Source organism: Nostoc sp. 'Peltigera membranacea cyanobiont' 213, assembly GCF_002245975.1.
In the GTDB taxonomy this organism is placed as follows: Bacteria; Cyanobacteriota; Cyanobacteriia; order Cyanobacteriales; family Nostocaceae; genus Nostoc.
Window position 1 is genome coordinate 51,754 of record NZ_NOLI01000026.1, and the last position, 16,087, is coordinate 67,840.

7 protein-coding genes and 1 pseudogene are annotated in these 16,087 nt (G+C 39.5%); 6 read left to right on the forward strand and 2 right to left on the reverse strand.

Features of this window, described 5'->3' with window-relative positions:
* The first annotated feature begins 25 nt into the window (after window positions 1-25).
* The 4 genes and pseudogenes from CDG77_RS10280 (at window position 26) to CDG77_RS10295 (ending at window position 12,707) form a co-directional block, all read left to right on the forward strand.
* Window positions 26-10,474, forward strand: a complete 10,449-nt coding sequence (locus CDG77_RS10280) for a hybrid non-ribosomal peptide synthetase/type I polyketide synthase (protein WP_094329291.1) — start codon at window positions 26-28, stop codon at window positions 10,472-10,474.
* 30 nt (window positions 10,475-10,504) lie between these two features.
* Entirely contained in the window at window positions 10,505-11,215 is a 711-nt protein-coding gene (locus CDG77_RS10285) for an aspartate/glutamate racemase family protein (RefSeq protein WP_094329292.1), read from the forward strand.
* A gap of 206 nt (window positions 11,216-11,421) precedes the next feature.
* Window positions 11,422-11,547 (forward strand): hypothetical protein, encoded by a 126-nt coding sequence (locus tag CDG77_RS37455; RefSeq protein ID WP_223269765.1) that lies wholly within the window; start codon window positions 11,422-11,424, stop codon window positions 11,545-11,547.
* Window positions 11,548-11,636: 89 nt separating this feature from the next.
* Window positions 11,637-12,707: pseudogene (locus CDG77_RS10295) on the forward strand (ISKra4 family transposase).
* Window positions 12,708-12,749: 42 nt separating this feature from the next.
* Here CDG77_RS10295 and CDG77_RS36395 read toward each other — a convergent pair.
* Both CDG77_RS36395 and CDG77_RS10305 read right to left on the reverse strand, forming a co-directional pair.
* Complete coding sequence (locus CDG77_RS36395; RefSeq protein ID WP_094329293.1) at window positions 12,750-13,673, reverse strand: hypothetical protein; 924 nt, start codon at window positions 13,671-13,673, stop codon at window positions 12,750-12,752.
* 116 nt (window positions 13,674-13,789) lie between these two features.
* Window positions 13,790-14,059, reverse strand: coding sequence for a hypothetical protein (locus tag CDG77_RS10305; protein ID WP_069070655.1), 270 nt, complete (start codon window positions 14,057-14,059; stop codon window positions 13,790-13,792).
* A 224-nt stretch (window positions 14,060-14,283) separates the two neighbouring features.
* Between CDG77_RS10305 and CDG77_RS10310 the strand changes: the two genes are divergently transcribed.
* A complete protein-coding gene (locus CDG77_RS10310; protein WP_094329295.1) occupies window positions 14,284-14,820 on the forward strand; it encodes a DUF1392 family protein in 537 nt (178 codons plus the stop codon).
* 44 nt (window positions 14,821-14,864) lie between these two features.
* Complete coding sequence (locus tag CDG77_RS10315) at window positions 14,865-15,623, forward strand: hypothetical protein (RefSeq protein WP_094329296.1); 759 nt, start codon at window positions 14,865-14,867, stop codon at window positions 15,621-15,623.
* The last annotated feature ends 464 nt before the right edge of the window (window positions 15,624-16,087 follow it).

Sequence of the window (16,087 nt, forward strand, 5' to 3'; positions counted from 1 at the left end):
TCCTCTGCGTTAAAAAATAAATTATATGGTTCAAAGCACAGATTATAAAAAATTAATAGCAACAACCTTAACAAAAATGGAGGCAATGCAGGCTCGCATCACCGAATTAGAAACAAGACAAAGTGAGCCAATTGCTGTTGTTGGGATGGGATGTCGTTTCCCTGGAGGCATAAATTCTTCTGACGCTTATTGGAATTACTGTAAAGCCGGATTTGACGCAATTGTAGAAGTTCCTCAAAGCCGTTGGGATATCTCAAAATTTTATGCTCCAGAACCCACTCCCGGCAAAATGAACACTCGTTATGGGGGATTTTTACAAGAGGATATTAGTGAATTTGATGCCCGTTTCTTCTCCATATCTTCCCGTGAAGCCACCTCAATGGACCCCCAACAAAGGTTACTACTTAAGGTGACATGGGAAGCTTTAGAAAATGCCAATATACCACCAACTAATTTAGCAAGTGAACGCGTTGGTGTATTTGTTGGTATTACCAGCGTTGACCACGCGATGACGGTCTATAAAAGCAATTATGATGAAATCGATTCTTTTTTTGGCACAGGAAATGCCCTGAGTGCAGCCGCCGGGAGGTTATCTTATTTTCTCAACCTCCGTGGCCCTTCCATGTCTATTGATGCAGCCTGCGCTTCTTCACTGGTTGCTATTCACCAAGCTATTCGCAGCTTAAGAAATAATGAATGCGAATTAGCTTTGGTTGGTGGGGTAAATCTCATCTTAAATCCAGCAATTACAATTAACCTTTCTCAGTCAGGGATGATGTCTCCCGATGGTCGATGCAAGACCTTTGATGCGGCTGCAAATGGTTATGTGCGGGGAGAAGGCTGTGGGGTTTTAGTGCTGAAACGCCTATCTGTAGCTCAGAAAAAGAGCGATCGCATCCTCGCTGTATTACGAGGATCGGCGGTGAATCATAACGGTGCAGCCGCCGGTTTAACGGTTCCTAGTGGACCGGCACAACAAGATTTACTCCGCCAAGCCTTAGCTGATGCTCGAATATCTCCCCAACAAGTTGGGTATATAGAAGCACATGGCACAGGAACATCTTTAGGAGATCCCATAGAAATGAATGCGATCGCGGCTGTTTATGGAGAGCGATCGCAACCTCTTTACGTTGGTTCAGTTAAAACTAATATCGGACATCTTGAAGCAGCCGCAGGTATAGCGGGAACGATCAAAACGATTCTCGCCCTCCAACATGGTGAAATTCCGCCTCATCTCCATTTCCAAAAGCCTAATCCCCTAATTAATTGGCAAGGATATCCGATCAAAATTCCTAGTCAAACAATACCCTGGTCTAACAATGGTGAAGTCCGCATCGCTGGAGTTAGTTCCTTCGGTTTTTCGGGAACCAATGCTCATGTCATCGTTGAACAAGCACCTGCTGTAAAAACAATAGAAATCAAGCTACAACGTCCTAGCCATCTGTTAACAATTTCTGCCCATAATGAAACTGCTCTCAAAGAATTAGCGCAACGTTTTTACAATCATCTAGAATCTCATCCAGAAATTGGAGATATTTGTCATAGTGCAGCTATCGGTAGATCACCCTTACCCGAACGACTGGCGATCGTTGCAGATACACTACCAGAATTGCAACAAAAATTATCAGCTTTTGCCGACGAAAAAACTCTTGATAATCTGACTTTTTATCAACGTTTTCCAGGAGAAAAACAGACAAAAATAGTCTTTCTTTTCACTGGTCAAGGAGCTTGTTATGCAGGTATGGGTCATCAACTCTATCAAACGCAACCGACATTTTGCAAATATATTGATAAATGTGCCGAAATTTTAGCGAATCATTTAGAGCATTCATTACAAGATATATTATTTGGTAATCAAACAGATTTACTCAATCAAACTGCATACGCTCAACCAGCTATATTTGCTCTAGAATATTCTCTTGCCATGCTGTGGCAATCTTGGGGAATCGAACCCAGCTTACTAATTGGGCATAGCGTTGGCGAATATGTAGCAGCTTGTATTGCCGGAGTATTTAGCTTAGAATCAGGTTTACAATTAGTTGTTAAACGTGGGCAATTAATGCAAACTGCGCCTACAGGAAAAATGGCTTCAGTTTTTGCAGATGAAGCAACTGTACTGTCTCTGATTAAAAATTATAGTAATACAGTTTCAATCGCAGCTATTAATCATCCTCAACAAATTATAATTTCTGGAGAAAACAACAGTATTGATGAGATTTTAGCCAACTGCAAAAACCAAAAAATTGCTGTTCAATTCCTATCAGTGAGTGGTGCTTTTCATTCTCCATTAATGGAGCCAATTTTAGATGAATTTGAAACTGCTGCTCGGAGTATTTCTTATCATCACCCCAAAATTATACTACTTTCAGGCATTGACGGACAACCTTTAGAAAAGGCACCCGATGCAAGTTATTGGAGACAACAATGCCGTCAACCTGTGCAATTTTTGCAGAGTTTAATTACTGCCTTAAATAAAGGATATAACCTGTTTTTAGAAGTAGGTTCAAGACCAATCCTAGCAGAACAAGGTCGTCGTTATAACGATAAAGCTATCTGGATCAGTTCTCTAAATAGAGGTCTGGATAACTGGCATACAATGCTGGCAACACTAGCCCAACTCTACATTAATGGAGTTAGTTTTCATGCCGAAAAATTCAATGAAGATTACGGTTACAGAAATGTACAATTACCGACTTATCCCTTTCAGAGAAAACGTTTCCAATTTCAGTCTGCTGTTTTAGTTGAATCTAGCCAAATTAACGAAGTGTATATAGAAAGAGAACAAGCTAAAATGACGGTAGTAAAAGTTTCAAATAACCAAAAACATCAGCAAGAAATCCGCAATAAGTTAAAGTCTATTTTAGCTCTGCTACTCAGAGAAAACGAAAATGACATTAGAGATGATGAAACCTTATTAAATCTAGGAGCGGATTCCATCATTTTGACTGACTTTGCTCGCAAAATTCAAGAAAATTTTAGCGTCAATGTCAAAATAGATCAATTATTCACTGATTTGCAAACAATTGCTGATCTAGCTAATTATCTGTCTACTTATATTGAACAGGAATCATTAGAGATATCTGATGAAATCTCAGTAGCTAATATATTAAATCCAACCTCAGAATTAAATAACTACCTGTGGGTAATTTCCCAACTACAACCGATTGCTGTTGCCTATATTATCAAAGCTTTAGAAGGATTAGGAAAGAGACTAAATAAGGCAGAAACTTGGACAACAGAAGACTTATTACAAACTTTGCCCATTGCCCCAAAATATCATATTTTAGTTACTCGTTATTTAAGCACTTTAGAGCAAGCTGGAATTATTCAAAATCAAGGTAACTTCTGGACAGCAAAAAACCTATCTACGCCTTTTTCTTTACCAGAAGCCATAGAAAATCTGCAACAAACTTGTCCCGCAGCTAAACCAGAGCTAGAAATGCTGCAACGCTGCGGAGAAAATCTAGCAGAAGTCCTTAAAGGAAATATAGAGCCTTTAGAGTTAATTTTCCCAGCAGGTTCAGTGATTCATGCAGAAAGCATATATGGTAATTCTCCTGTATCTCGTTTGATGAATCAACGAGTAGCCCAAGAAATTAACCGGATTTTAAAGAGTTTTTCTAGTAGGGATCGCCCTTACCAAATTATCGAAGTTGGAGGTGGTACAGGCGCAACTTCTGAAGCAATTCTTAATGACTTAAATCTCAATAACGTCACTTATGATTTTACCGAACTTTCTCCTGTTCTACTAAATAAAGCGCGTCAAAAATTTAAACACAGAGATAATCTCAACTTCCATCAGCTCGATATTGAAAAATCACCAGTTTCTCAAGGAATACCAGCACATTCTTATCACATAGTTGTTGCTGCTAACGTACTTCATAGTACCCGAAATATTAGAGAAACACTCAATCATATCCGGGAATTACTACTACCTGGTGGTTTCTTAGTACTACTAGAAACAGTAGAAAATAATTCCTGGCTAGATTTAACTTTTGGACTCACACCAGGATGGTGGCGTTTTCAAGATAAAGAGTTACGTTTAGATACTCCGTTGTTGAATGCAGAAACTTGGTGTTCTGTTTTAAAACGCTGTGGTTTTGTAACTGCGGATAGTTTTTCTCAACAAAAAAATGTCAGCATCTACAATGGACAAGAGTTAATTATTGCTTCCGTTTCTGTTGCAGAAAGTGCTATTGTTAATCAGCCAAAAACAGTAGCTGTATCAATACAAAGCTCTGGTAAAGAAGCTTTAATGATGGCTCAATTACAATCTTTGAAAGACCTCAAAGATATACATGAAAAAACCATTATCAAGCAATTAGAAATCCTCCAATCTGCACCTGTTGCACCAAGCGCTACATCAGAAGTTTTGATTAGACAGGCAGAAACTGCGCCTCCTCAACAAGCCAAAATAGAAATTACACCTCCTCCCCAAAAAGTTAAAATTGATTCACCTAACAAAACTAGCTCTCCAAGTTTAAACCCACTAGCCTTAAAGCTGAATGAAAACAAATCTTTAACGGAGAAGCAGCAAGCTTTTATCCGCAATTTAGAGATTATTTATAATCAAAGAACAGCAAAATCCAAGGCATATTCACAAACTAGCCGTAAAACAATGGTTGATGTCAAACCTACCATTGATTTCCGTATGGCTTTAAAAGAATTTCAATATCCCATTGTCTCAGAATCAGCTCAAGGTGCATATTTTCGGGATATTGACGGCAATGATTACATCGACTTAGCAATGGGGTTTGGGGTTAACTTTTTTGGGCACAGTCCTGATTTCGTAATCGAAGCAGTTCAGCAGCAAATGCAACACGGAATCGGATTAGGAATGCAGTCTAATATTGCGGCAGAAACGGCTGCTTTAATTAGTGAAATAACTGGTGTAGAGCGGGTTGCTTTTAGTAACACTGGAACAGAAGCAATTATGGCAGCAGTTCGGATTGCTCGTTCTCGGACAAAACGCCAAAAAATTGTGCTGTTTTCTGGTTCTTATCACGGGACTTTTGATGGTATTTTAGCGCGAGTTGGAGAGGAGCCGGTAACTGCTAAACCATTGAGTCTCGGTATACCATCAGGAATGGTTGAAGACGTAATAGTTCTTACCTATGGAGCCGAAGAAAGCTTAGAAATAATTGCTGCTCAAGCTGATAATTTAGCAGCAGTATTGGTAGAACCTGTGCAAAGTCGTAAACCAGATTTACAGCCTAAAGAATTTCTCCAAAAATTACGTAAATTAACTCATGAAAAAGAGATTGCGTTAATTTTTGATGAGATTATTACTGGATTTCGCATGGCTCTAGGAGGAGCGCAGGAATGGTTTGACGTTGAGGCAGATATAGTAGTTTATGGAAAGGCAATTGGTGGTGGTTTGCCTATTAGTATGATCTGTGGCAAAGCAGATTTCTTAGATACAATTGATGGCGGTTTTTGGAGTTATGGAGATAATTCTCATCCGCAAACAGAATTAACTGCGTATGGTGGGACTTTCTGTCGTCATCCTTTGGCTCTGGCTGCTTGTCGTGCAGTGCTGCTACATTTACGCGAACAAGGTGGAGCACTTCAAAAACGAGTAAATCAATTAACTAACCGATTAGCAACAGAAGTTAATCAATTCTTTCAAGAAATCGGAATTCCCATCCGCATCGTTAATTTTGGTTCTCTGTTTCGTTTTGAACCCTTTGGAGCTTATAGTCTTTTTCTGCAACCAATTGAATTGCCGCTCTTTTATTACTTGCTAAATCTCAAAGGCGTTTATACATGGGAAAAACGAGTTTGTTTTCTCTCCACATATCATACTAATGAAGATATAGATAAAGTAGTAATTGCTGTCAAAGAAGCTATTAGAGAACTGCGACAAGCAGGTTTTTTTGAAAATGCCAAACCACCCCAAGCAAAGAAAAGAGAAGAAAGCGATCGCTCTGATGATGAAGATGGTAGGAATAATCTAAACCAGACATTTCCTACTAGTGAAGCGCAACGTCAGCTTTGGCTATTGGCAGAATTAGACACCACCGCTTCGGCATCATATAACGTTACTACTTCCTTGGAATTGCATGGTTCTGTAGATATTTCATCTTTACAGCAAGCTATTAATGAAGTAGTAAATCGTCATGAAGCTTTGCGAACTAAAATCTTAGAACAAGGCGAACTACAGGAAGTTATCAAAAGTGTCAAAATTGACCTACCGTTAATCAATTTAATAGATGAAGAAAATCCTGAAGCAACTGCTTTAATATTCAGAACTCAGTTGTCTCAAAAGCCTTTTGACTTGGGTATCGCTCCATTATTTGCAGCTGTGTTGATGCGTTTAGCGCCTGAACACTATCTGCTATCTTTAAAAACCCATCATATCGTTGCCGATGGTTGGTCACTAGGGCTAATTTTGAATGAAATCGGCAAACTTTATTCAGCAAAAATTGGTGCTGCTACAAACAATTTAGCGCCACCAATGCAGTTTCGCCAATATTTAGCTTTGCGACAGCAAGAAGCGCAAAGTCCACAGATGCAAGAGCATCGGGATTTTTGGTTGAAAACCTACGAGGGAGAAATCCCCGTATTTGAGCTTCCTACTGACTTTCCCCGTCCTACTGTCAAAACTTACACAGGAGGTAGAGAAAATAAAATTATTGCTCCTCAACTGTGGCGAGATTTACAAACTGTAGGACGTAAAAATCAAGCAACATTATTTATGACGATATTCGCCGCTTACACAGCTTTTCTGCGTCGAATTTCTGGTCATGATGATTTAGTAATTGGTATTCCCATTTCTGGACGACAATTTGAGGGAAGTGAGGAGTTAGTTGGCTTTTGTTCGCAATTTTTACCAGTTCGTATCCAGACAAATATTACTGCTTCATTTGTTGAACATCTTCGTCATACTAAAGAAACGCTTATAGCCGCCTTTAAACACCAAAGTCATGCCTTAGAAGAGTTATTAGCAGCTTTACAATTACAACGAGATTTTTCCCGTTCTCCCTTGATATCCGTATCTTTCAATATGGACCCTAGTTTAACTCTACCTGAGTTTGAGGGATTACAAGTATTACTGCCGCCAGACCCCATTGGATACACTCCTTTTGATTTAGGCTTTAATTTCATTGAAATCAATGATGCGCTAATTATCTACTGCAACTACAACACAGAACTGTTTAAATCAGAAACTATCAAACAGTTTTTAGAAAGTTTTGAAATTTTGATGCAGGGTGTAATTAATCATGGCAATAGTTTACTTTCTCAATTGCCTTTATTAACACAGCCGCAAGAACAAAAATTACTGGCAGAGTTGACAGGGACAACAATAGATTTGCCTCAAAATGCAACAATTATTGATGACTTTATTGCCAAAGTAAACTCTACACCAAATGCACCAGCATTAATTGTTGGACAAACTACTCTCAGTTATCGAGAATTGAATGAGAAAGTAAACCGCTTAACGAATTACTTGCATGAAAAATATCAGCTTGTTTCCGGGAAAGCGATCGCACTAATTATCGGGCGTAATCAAAACTTAATTATCGCCATTCTTGCTACTTTCAAAATCGGGGCAACTTATGTTCCCATAGATCCCCAATATCCTGATAGCCGCATCGATTTTATCTTAAAAGATAGTGGATCTCAGATATGCCTCACAGAGAGTAGTTTTGTCTCACAATTACCTCAAGAGATAGAAGCAATTTGCTTGGATAAAATCGATGAGATTCTGGCAGAATTTGACAACACCGAACCTAAATTCAGACCAGACTCTAGCCAAATGGCTTATATTTTATACACTTCTGGCTCAACAGGAAACCCCAAAGGAGTCATGGGTTGTCACATCTCTATTTTGAATGTAATTCGGAGTTTACGACTTACCTTCGACTTAAATAAACATCCTGAATGGCGCTATATTTTCACCGCACCTGTTACCCACGATCCATCTTTGCGGAATATTTTTCTCCCGTTGACAATCGGTGCTGCTTTATATATGTACGAAGTCAAACATATAGGGCATTTAGTTTCCTTTTTACAAGAAAACCAAATTAATGCACTGCATACAACGCCATCTATTTATCGGGAAATTTTGGCTGGACTCGATACTGAAGAAACTATCCCCAGCTTAAAATATATTTCTTCAGGGGGAGAGAAATTAGACAGAGAAACTGCGATTGCTTTAAGAAAACGCTTCCAAGCTGATATTGTCAGCAATGTCTACGGTTCCACAGAAACTTGTGTAGGAGTAGCTCAATATACAATAGACGAAAATTTAAATACAGATGTACCCCTTGGACAGGTTTTCCATAATAATCGCTTATTTGTGCTTGATGAATTCAATAACACTGTACCTCTTCATGTAGTAGGTGAAATTTGTGTAGAAGGTGTAGCATTAGCAGCTGGTTATCACAACCTCCCCCAAATCACCACAGAAAAATTTAAACCCAGCTTTATAAATGAGGGAAAAACTCTCTTTAGAACAGGAGATTTAGGTAAACAAATCGCCGCAGGTGTGATTGAATTTATTGGTCGTAAAGATAATCAAGTTAAGGTGAATGGTTATCGTATAGATCCAGGAGAAATTGAATACCAACTCAGCTGTCATGCTCAGATTGAAAGAGCGATTGTATTGCCTATCAATGTAGATAATCAAACCCAGTTATCTGCCTATTGCCAAACTGATAAAGACATAGAAATAGAAATTGTGGAAATTAGAGAATTTCTATCTAAGTCTCTGCCAGTTTACATGATTCCTACTTCCTTTATCTTCTTAAAGCAATTTCCCTTAACCAGACATGGCAAAATTGACTTGCGATCGCTTGCTGAACTCCAAGGAATCGGTAAGTTAACTCAGGCAACTTATACTGCACCGCGCAATAATTTAGAGTCCAAGCTAGTAAATATTTGGGGAAAAATTCTCACCAAACATCCCATTGGTATTTTTGATAACTTCTTTGAAATTGGTGGACACTCACTACTGCTTTCGAGAGTCGTAACTCACGTCCATAAAGAATTAAATGTGTTGGTCAAATTGGCTGACTTTTTTAAAGTTCCCACCATCGCCGGATTAGCAGCTTTAGTATCTAAAACCCAATATGACTATCAAGAACCCATACCAGCAATAACTCAGCAAAAGTCTTATCCTATGTCTCATGGGCAACGCCGCCTTTGGGCTTTAGAATTCCTCGATCATAATCATACTGCCTACGGAATGCCCAGTGCTTATCAATTCAATGGTACTTTACATATTGCTGCCTTTGAAAATGCTTTTCAACATTTGATCAAACGCCATGAGATTTTACGTACTACCTTTACATTAATAGATAATGAACCACGTCAAGCTGTACATGAAAACATTGATTTTGAGGTCAAGCAGATAGATTTGGTGGAGTATCAGGAACAAGAAAAACTCATTGCTGAAGCTATTCACAAGAATGCAAATACTACTTTTAATTTAGAAGTAGGGCCTTTACTCAACGTTCACTTACTAAAAGTCAGGCAACAGAGCTATATAGTTCTGTTTAATATGCACCATATCATTTCAGATGGTTGGTCAGCAGGCGTTTTAATTAAAGATTTCCTCGCGCTTTATCATGCTTACGGACAACAGAATGTAGAATTACCACCATCTTTAAGGATTCATTATAAAGATTATACTTACTGGCAAGAAAAGCGGTTAAAAACGTCGGAACTACAAGCACAACGTGATTACTGGCTAGTTAAATTGACTCCTGCTCCTACACGTCTCAACTTACCTTTAGATTATCCCCGTCCAGTGGTTCAAACTTTTCAAGGAGCGGCGGTTATATGGAAGCCAAACCAAGAATTAATCAAGCGTTTTGGGGTATTAGTAAAAAATAAAGAATCTAGTTTGTTTATGGGGTTACTGACTTTAGTCAAGAGTTTTCTGTTTCGCTACACCGAACAAAATGAGATTACAGTAGGCTCTCCCATAGCTGGCAGAAATCATCCCGATTTAGAAGAACAAATTGGTTTTTATGTTAATACGTTAGTTTTACGCGATCAAATAGCAGTAGACGACAGTTTTGCTACTTTACTTGCAAAAGTAAAAACAACCACACTAGAAGCTTATGACAATCAAGAATATCCCTTTGACAAACTAGTATCAGATTTGAATTTACACCGCGATCCTAGCCGTAATCCTTTATTCGATACTGTCGTTGTTTTGCAAAACAATCAAAATGTAGAGCTAGTACTAGATGGAATTACTCTTAATCCCATTGAGCAAGAGATTGTTAGTGCCAAATTCGATCTAGAATTTATTTTTGTGGAAGAGGCAGAACTATATCTGAAGCTAATATATAATACAGATATATTTGCCGAGGAACGTATCTCCTTGATACTAGAATTGTTAAAAAGTCTGCTAGAAAAAATAGTAGAATCTCCCAATATACTATTGCTAAACCTGTCTTTTAACAGAGAAAATTCTGACAAAGAAGATAGCAATCTTTTTTCAACAGATTTTAATTTTTAGTAACCCATACAGTTAAAGTAGGAGAAATTTATGAGCAAAAAACCACCAATTCTTGGAGTTTTAGGCGGAATGGGCCCTGTAGTTACCGCCGAATTTCTCAAATCTATTTACGAATATAACCAGTTTATTCATAAGGAACAAGAAACACCTAACGTTATTGTTTTCTCTCTGCCCTCTATACCAGATCGCAACAATTCCATTAATACTGGGAATGAAAGAGAATTTATTGATTTTATCCAATTGCATCTGGAAAATCTTAATCAACTTGTTGACCACATAGTGATTGGCTGTTGCCTAGCTCATTATGCTTTGCCTCAGATTCCAGAACATCTGACGCGGAAAGTAATTTCTTTAATTAAAATCGCAGATCAGCAACTTCAAGTACATGATGAACCTGCCCTTTTATTGGCAAGCACAGGAACTTACACAAAACAATTGTTTCAGGAAGGTTGTACTGCTGCTGAACGCATTATTTCTCTGTCTGAAACAGAGCAACAATTGATTGATGATATGATTTTTAAAATACTAAAACCAGGGCAAGACCCACTCACAATTATTGCAGATATCAAAGACTTGTTAGAGAAATATAATACTCATTCCTATATTTCTGGTTGTACAGAATTCCATCTGTTAACAAAATCTCTCAAGCTAAATGGAATTAATTCGATAAAAGCTATAGATCCTTTAAGTACCATTGCCCAAAACTTTTTTCAGCTATTAGATTCTAATTCGCTTCCATAAAGAATGAGATTACTTAACGAGGATGCCTGAAAATAACCCCTGGTGATTAGAACTCACAGCTACACAGACAAAACCTACCTAAGTGGGTTTGGAACCCTTGATTTGACATTGCTTTCTTGATTAATACATCTCGTGGGAAGATAGTTCGTGAACAAGATTTGGTTGTAGCTATAGGCGAAAAATAGATATCAGGAGCAGCAATAGATGTGTTTGAGCCAGAACCCCCATATAAGAATAATCCTTTATATGACTTTGACAATGTAATTTTGTCACCGCATCTGGCTGGAGTTACACCAGAAGCTGCTATAGCTGCTACACTTTCCGNTAGCTAATCAAATACTGCAAGGGGAGCATCCAGTTTTGGAAGATTTACCATTTATGGGAAAATGTAAAGGGAAATAACCCTGTGCGATCGCTGACAATGAACCAAGAGAAACAAGAACGGATCAAAGCCTGCTTACAAGAATTGTCAACACTGCTGTATGAAGAAGCAGATAAAATTTTGCTGACAGACCTCGAAGGCATAGAAAAAACAGTTCGCAGTCAAGTATTAGAACTAGTCAGCCCAGAAATAGCCCTTTTTTTATCGAACAAAAAACTGGAACAAAAGTAGGTAAAACCAGAAAGATTAAAAGCCTAGTAGGGGAATTGACTCTTAAAGCCAAACAGCTACAAAGACTAGGTTTAAAAGCAAGAAGTAGGTTAAGTCCATTACTTCAAAAGTGTTGTTTGAGGCTATCAGCCAATGAATCATATCAAAAAGCAGAAATCGAGATTGAGGCATTAACAGGAGTGAAAGTTGGTCACTCAACGCAACAAAAACTAGTGCTGTCACAAGATTTTCAACTACCCGTAGCATTACAATCAGTTTCAAAAGTAAGCGTAGATGGAGGAAAAGTTCGACTTAGAGGTAAGCCGAAAGCAGGCTGTCACTGGCGAGACTATAAAACGGTTCGTCTGCAAGGGATTTACTATGGTGCGTTTTTTGATGACAACCAATCATTAATTGATTATGTCAATAGCCAGCGTCTAGTTAACCCGTTAGTCTGCTTAGGAGATGGTCATGATGGTGTATGGAATCTCGTCAAAGAGTTTGGTAAAAGTGAGAATTTTGAGCGTTGGGAAATTTTAGATTGGTATCATCTCAAGGAAAATCTCTTGCATTGTGGGTGGTTCTTTAAAGCGACTCAAAGCAGCTGAAACTCTTTTATGGCAGGGTCAAGTTGAAGAAGCCAAGGCTTTATTTCATAATTGCCGAGGCAAACAAGCTAAGAACTTCATTGCTTATCTCGAAAAACATTGCTCCCGTATTGTCAACTATAGCTATTACCAAGCTGAACAACTTTGTTCTATTGGTTCTGGTGCAGTCGAGTCTGCTATTAAACAGATTGGAGCTAGGATGAAAATTTCTGGCGCACAGTGGAATGTTGGGAGTGTCAACCAAATCCTTTCTGTTCGTTGTGCTTATCTGAATGGTTTACTTGCTATTTGAGTGTTTCTGCCAAAAGTGGATGCTCCCGCATAAATTCCTGCCTTATTCCCAGCTTTCCTTATTGTGTAATTCCGACTCTAAAAGACTCAACACTTTTTCTTCCAACACCGTCAAATAAGCACGCTTGGGCTTCCCCAACGACTCCAGAAACTTCTGCACCGACTCCTCCAGCCCACTCGAATACACCCGATTGATGCGATCGCAAATCACCTGCATCTGCTCACACTCGGCAGGTAAGTAGTTGTAAGATTTAAGGTGCTGCAAAGCAACGGTGTACTCGCCATCCCACATTCTCACGGTGCAACTAAAGTCATTCACTGCGCTGACAATTGCCCAACACCCACCCATTCCTCTGAGTTCCGGGTTGTCCTTAACTAAGATTTGGCAGACTTCACCGATTTGGTAAGTATTAGGTACTTGGGTACGCTCCATGATGCGCTGCACAACATCTTTGACGATTCTACCAGTTGGCACTTTCCCACCAGCAAGTTCTACTGCTCTTAGCCACACTTCCTGCTGTTCCTGGGGTTCAAGTTTAGTTATGGGTCGGACTTGCCCCTCTGCTGTCGGCAATTTGTGATCAATTTGATCACAAATTTCAACCAAGTTATCAAAAACAGTAGCCGCATCCATTAAAAGATAAGATTGGCGACGACTATGCCCAAAGCGATCGCGACAATAATCCTCAAACGTGCGGTGACTTGAACGGTAAAGGCGACGATCGCGCAATTCTGCCAGTGCCTTACCTGCCTCAAAAAACGCCCGTTCTACTTTCCGCTCCAGGAGTAGGCGATCGCTTTGGGCATAGTCGGTCAATTCCTCTACTTCAACAGCACTAACCGTAATTGTTGCTGTAGATGGATTTTCCTCAACAGAGATATCTTCATTTGCAGAGTTACTGAGTGATTTTGAATTTATCTCTACGGCAGAGGTGGCTTTTTTACGCCTAGAAGATGGTTTAGCCATCATTCCACCCCTTTAATTCAATAGTATTTGCTCAAAATCAATGACAAATAGATTAAGTATGTGGTGAGTTATGGCAATAATGCTCTGGGATTGAACTCGGTGGGGCATTATCATCTTCACGAGTCCTCTTGAATTTTCACAATGTCATTGACAGTTACTAACTCTCCAGACAGCACAGAGCAAATCCTTGCTAGTTTTACCAAATTATCGATATCCGCTTTTTTTAGCCTGCCATCACGGGCGACAGTCAAGGTATGTCTAGTGACTTCATTCGGGCTACCCTCAAACTGCCTATGAACTGCGTAGACAGACAAGAGGCTACCATCTTCAGTTTTGGGCCACCATTGCGAAATATCAATATATGCTTCCATCCAAACTGCTAACACGTTTTTAATGATTAACCTCCATTAACGCTTATCTGATTACAGAATAACAGCCAATCAATATACAGGCTATCAATTAACAGAATAACTGCTAATCAGTATATTGACAATCAGTTAGCAGATTAGCACAATATAACTATCACAAAAGGCAATCGCCCTTAGCCTCGGAAACTTTGGAAGCGATCGCCTTTTGAAAAACCCATACATTTGTACAGGGAATCTTAATTATGACTCACGTTATTTACACAGCACAACAGCTGCAACTGAAATCGATTGCCCGACTCAAACAAATCTACAGCGAAATCGCCTGCACAGTTGAAGTAAGCGACAAACGCTGTAAGGATTCTTGGATTAGCGCGATCGCTGATTACCAAGCAAGCAAGGTTCAGAAACTCACCTCTGCTGCTCCCGACGAGCAAGCCCTCGCCCAAGCCGAACTCGACGACTACATCGGAACCCAAGCCCAAGCCATAGCTCCCGAACTCCTCAGAATAGTCGAAATCTCGTTTGACCATCACGAATATTACGCTGATGACAAACTGGTAGCCAGCATCAGCTATGACGACAACCACTTAACCCAACGCTGGGTAGTCATGGTCAACGATAAAGGAACAAAGCAACGGCTGATTTTAGGGATTGGGCTGGTGAATAATTCTTGGTTTTACCTTGTTGAATTGGTGTCACCATCATTAATTAAGACACCAACTATATCGAATCGTTTCTCATTAGTTGGTGAGGAAAGTTTGGTGCGGGTAAATGTTTAATTCTTTCTAATCACACAACAAAAAATTATCACCCAACTAAAGTTATGTCACAAATTGAAATTGCCGAAATCATCGAACAGATAAAACAAGAGATTGAAGTTGACGCTAATGGTCAAGCGAAAGCTAGCCTTCGGGCAACTGCAAGACTGGCTGGGGTTAGTGATAAAGCTATCGGCAAAGCATTAGAGAGCGCGAACCTGGAACCCTCCAAACTGGCTCAAATGCTTATGCAACAAACCTTTGATGCCGCGAACCTAACTGAATGGAGAACCAATGGTATCCCTGATATGGCGATCGCAATCATCCTAGAGTACTACGCTTACGAAGCTGGTAGATACTGCACTAAACAAGCCAGATTGGTATGCCGTTCATTCAACACCATCGGCATTCGGGCATGGATTCAAGATAAATTGGGCTGGACTAAACCTGTCACTGACAACAAAACAGGAATGACAGAAATACAGTTACTCGCTGCTCTAGCTAAACACTTGGCAGAGCAAGAACAGCATTTACTCCAACAGCAGCAGCAACAGACCGAAATTTTGCACCGGCTAAAAGCTGTTGAAGTTGAGCAAGACAGAGTAAACACCCCATGCGGCCACAAATATAGTGTTGTCGGTTTCGCAAATCTTCAAGGTTTAGAAATATCGGTAAAAGAAGCGGGTACTAAAGGTAGAAAGGCAAGTGCATTGTGTCGGAAACAAGGCATAGAAATAGAACGCATTCATGACCCACGTTTTGGAAAAGTTGGTTTGTATCCAGAAAGCGTGTTGATTGAGGTTTTCTCTACTAGTCAAAACTAATAGCAATTGTCTTCAGAATACTTTCTTTTGTTGGAGAAAACTACCATGCAACAACTCACACTTTTCTCTGAATCAACCCCAGTTTTACCCATCACTTACTACCCCGATTTCTTAAGTCAGGAACTTGCCAACTCACTCTACCAACACTGCTTGAAACTGGAGTGGCAACAGAATCAGATCAGAATCGTGGGTAAAACAATGCCTGTCCCTCGCCTTGAGTGCATCTATGGTGATGCCGGATGTGATTACCTTTACTCGAATAGCGTATTTTTAAAACCACTATGGTGGACAGGGGAGCAATGCGAAAATGTGAGATCGGATTTTATATCTCAATTACCAGGGCTTATTCCCAATAAACCGAGGTCCAAGTTCCTTGTTTTTGCCTTTTCTAAGTAGCGAGCGCTAAAAATTTAGGTAATTTATGTTACCTATCTTTTGTACCTCACAAAATCGCATTGCTCCCG

Bases quoted from the DNA above. Each gene is read 5' to 3' on its own strand.
- CDG77_RS36395 (WP_094329293.1), bottom strand. From the start codon at position 13,673: ATGGCTAAACCATCTTCTAGGCGTAAAAAAGCCACCTCTGCCGTAGAG.
- CDG77_RS10310 (WP_094329295.1), top strand. From the start codon at position 14,284: ATGACTCACGTTATTTACACAGCACAACAGCTGCAACTGAAATCGATT.
- CDG77_RS10280 (WP_094329291.1), top strand. From the start codon at position 26: ATGGTTCAAAGCACAGATTATAAAAAATTAATAGCAACAACCTTAACA.
- CDG77_RS10285 (WP_094329292.1), top strand. From the start codon at position 10,505: ATGAGCAAAAAACCACCAATTCTTGGAGTTTTAGGCGGAATGGGCCCT.
- CDG77_RS10315 (WP_094329296.1), top strand. From the start codon at position 14,865: ATGTCACAAATTGAAATTGCCGAAATCATCGAACAGATAAAACAAGAG.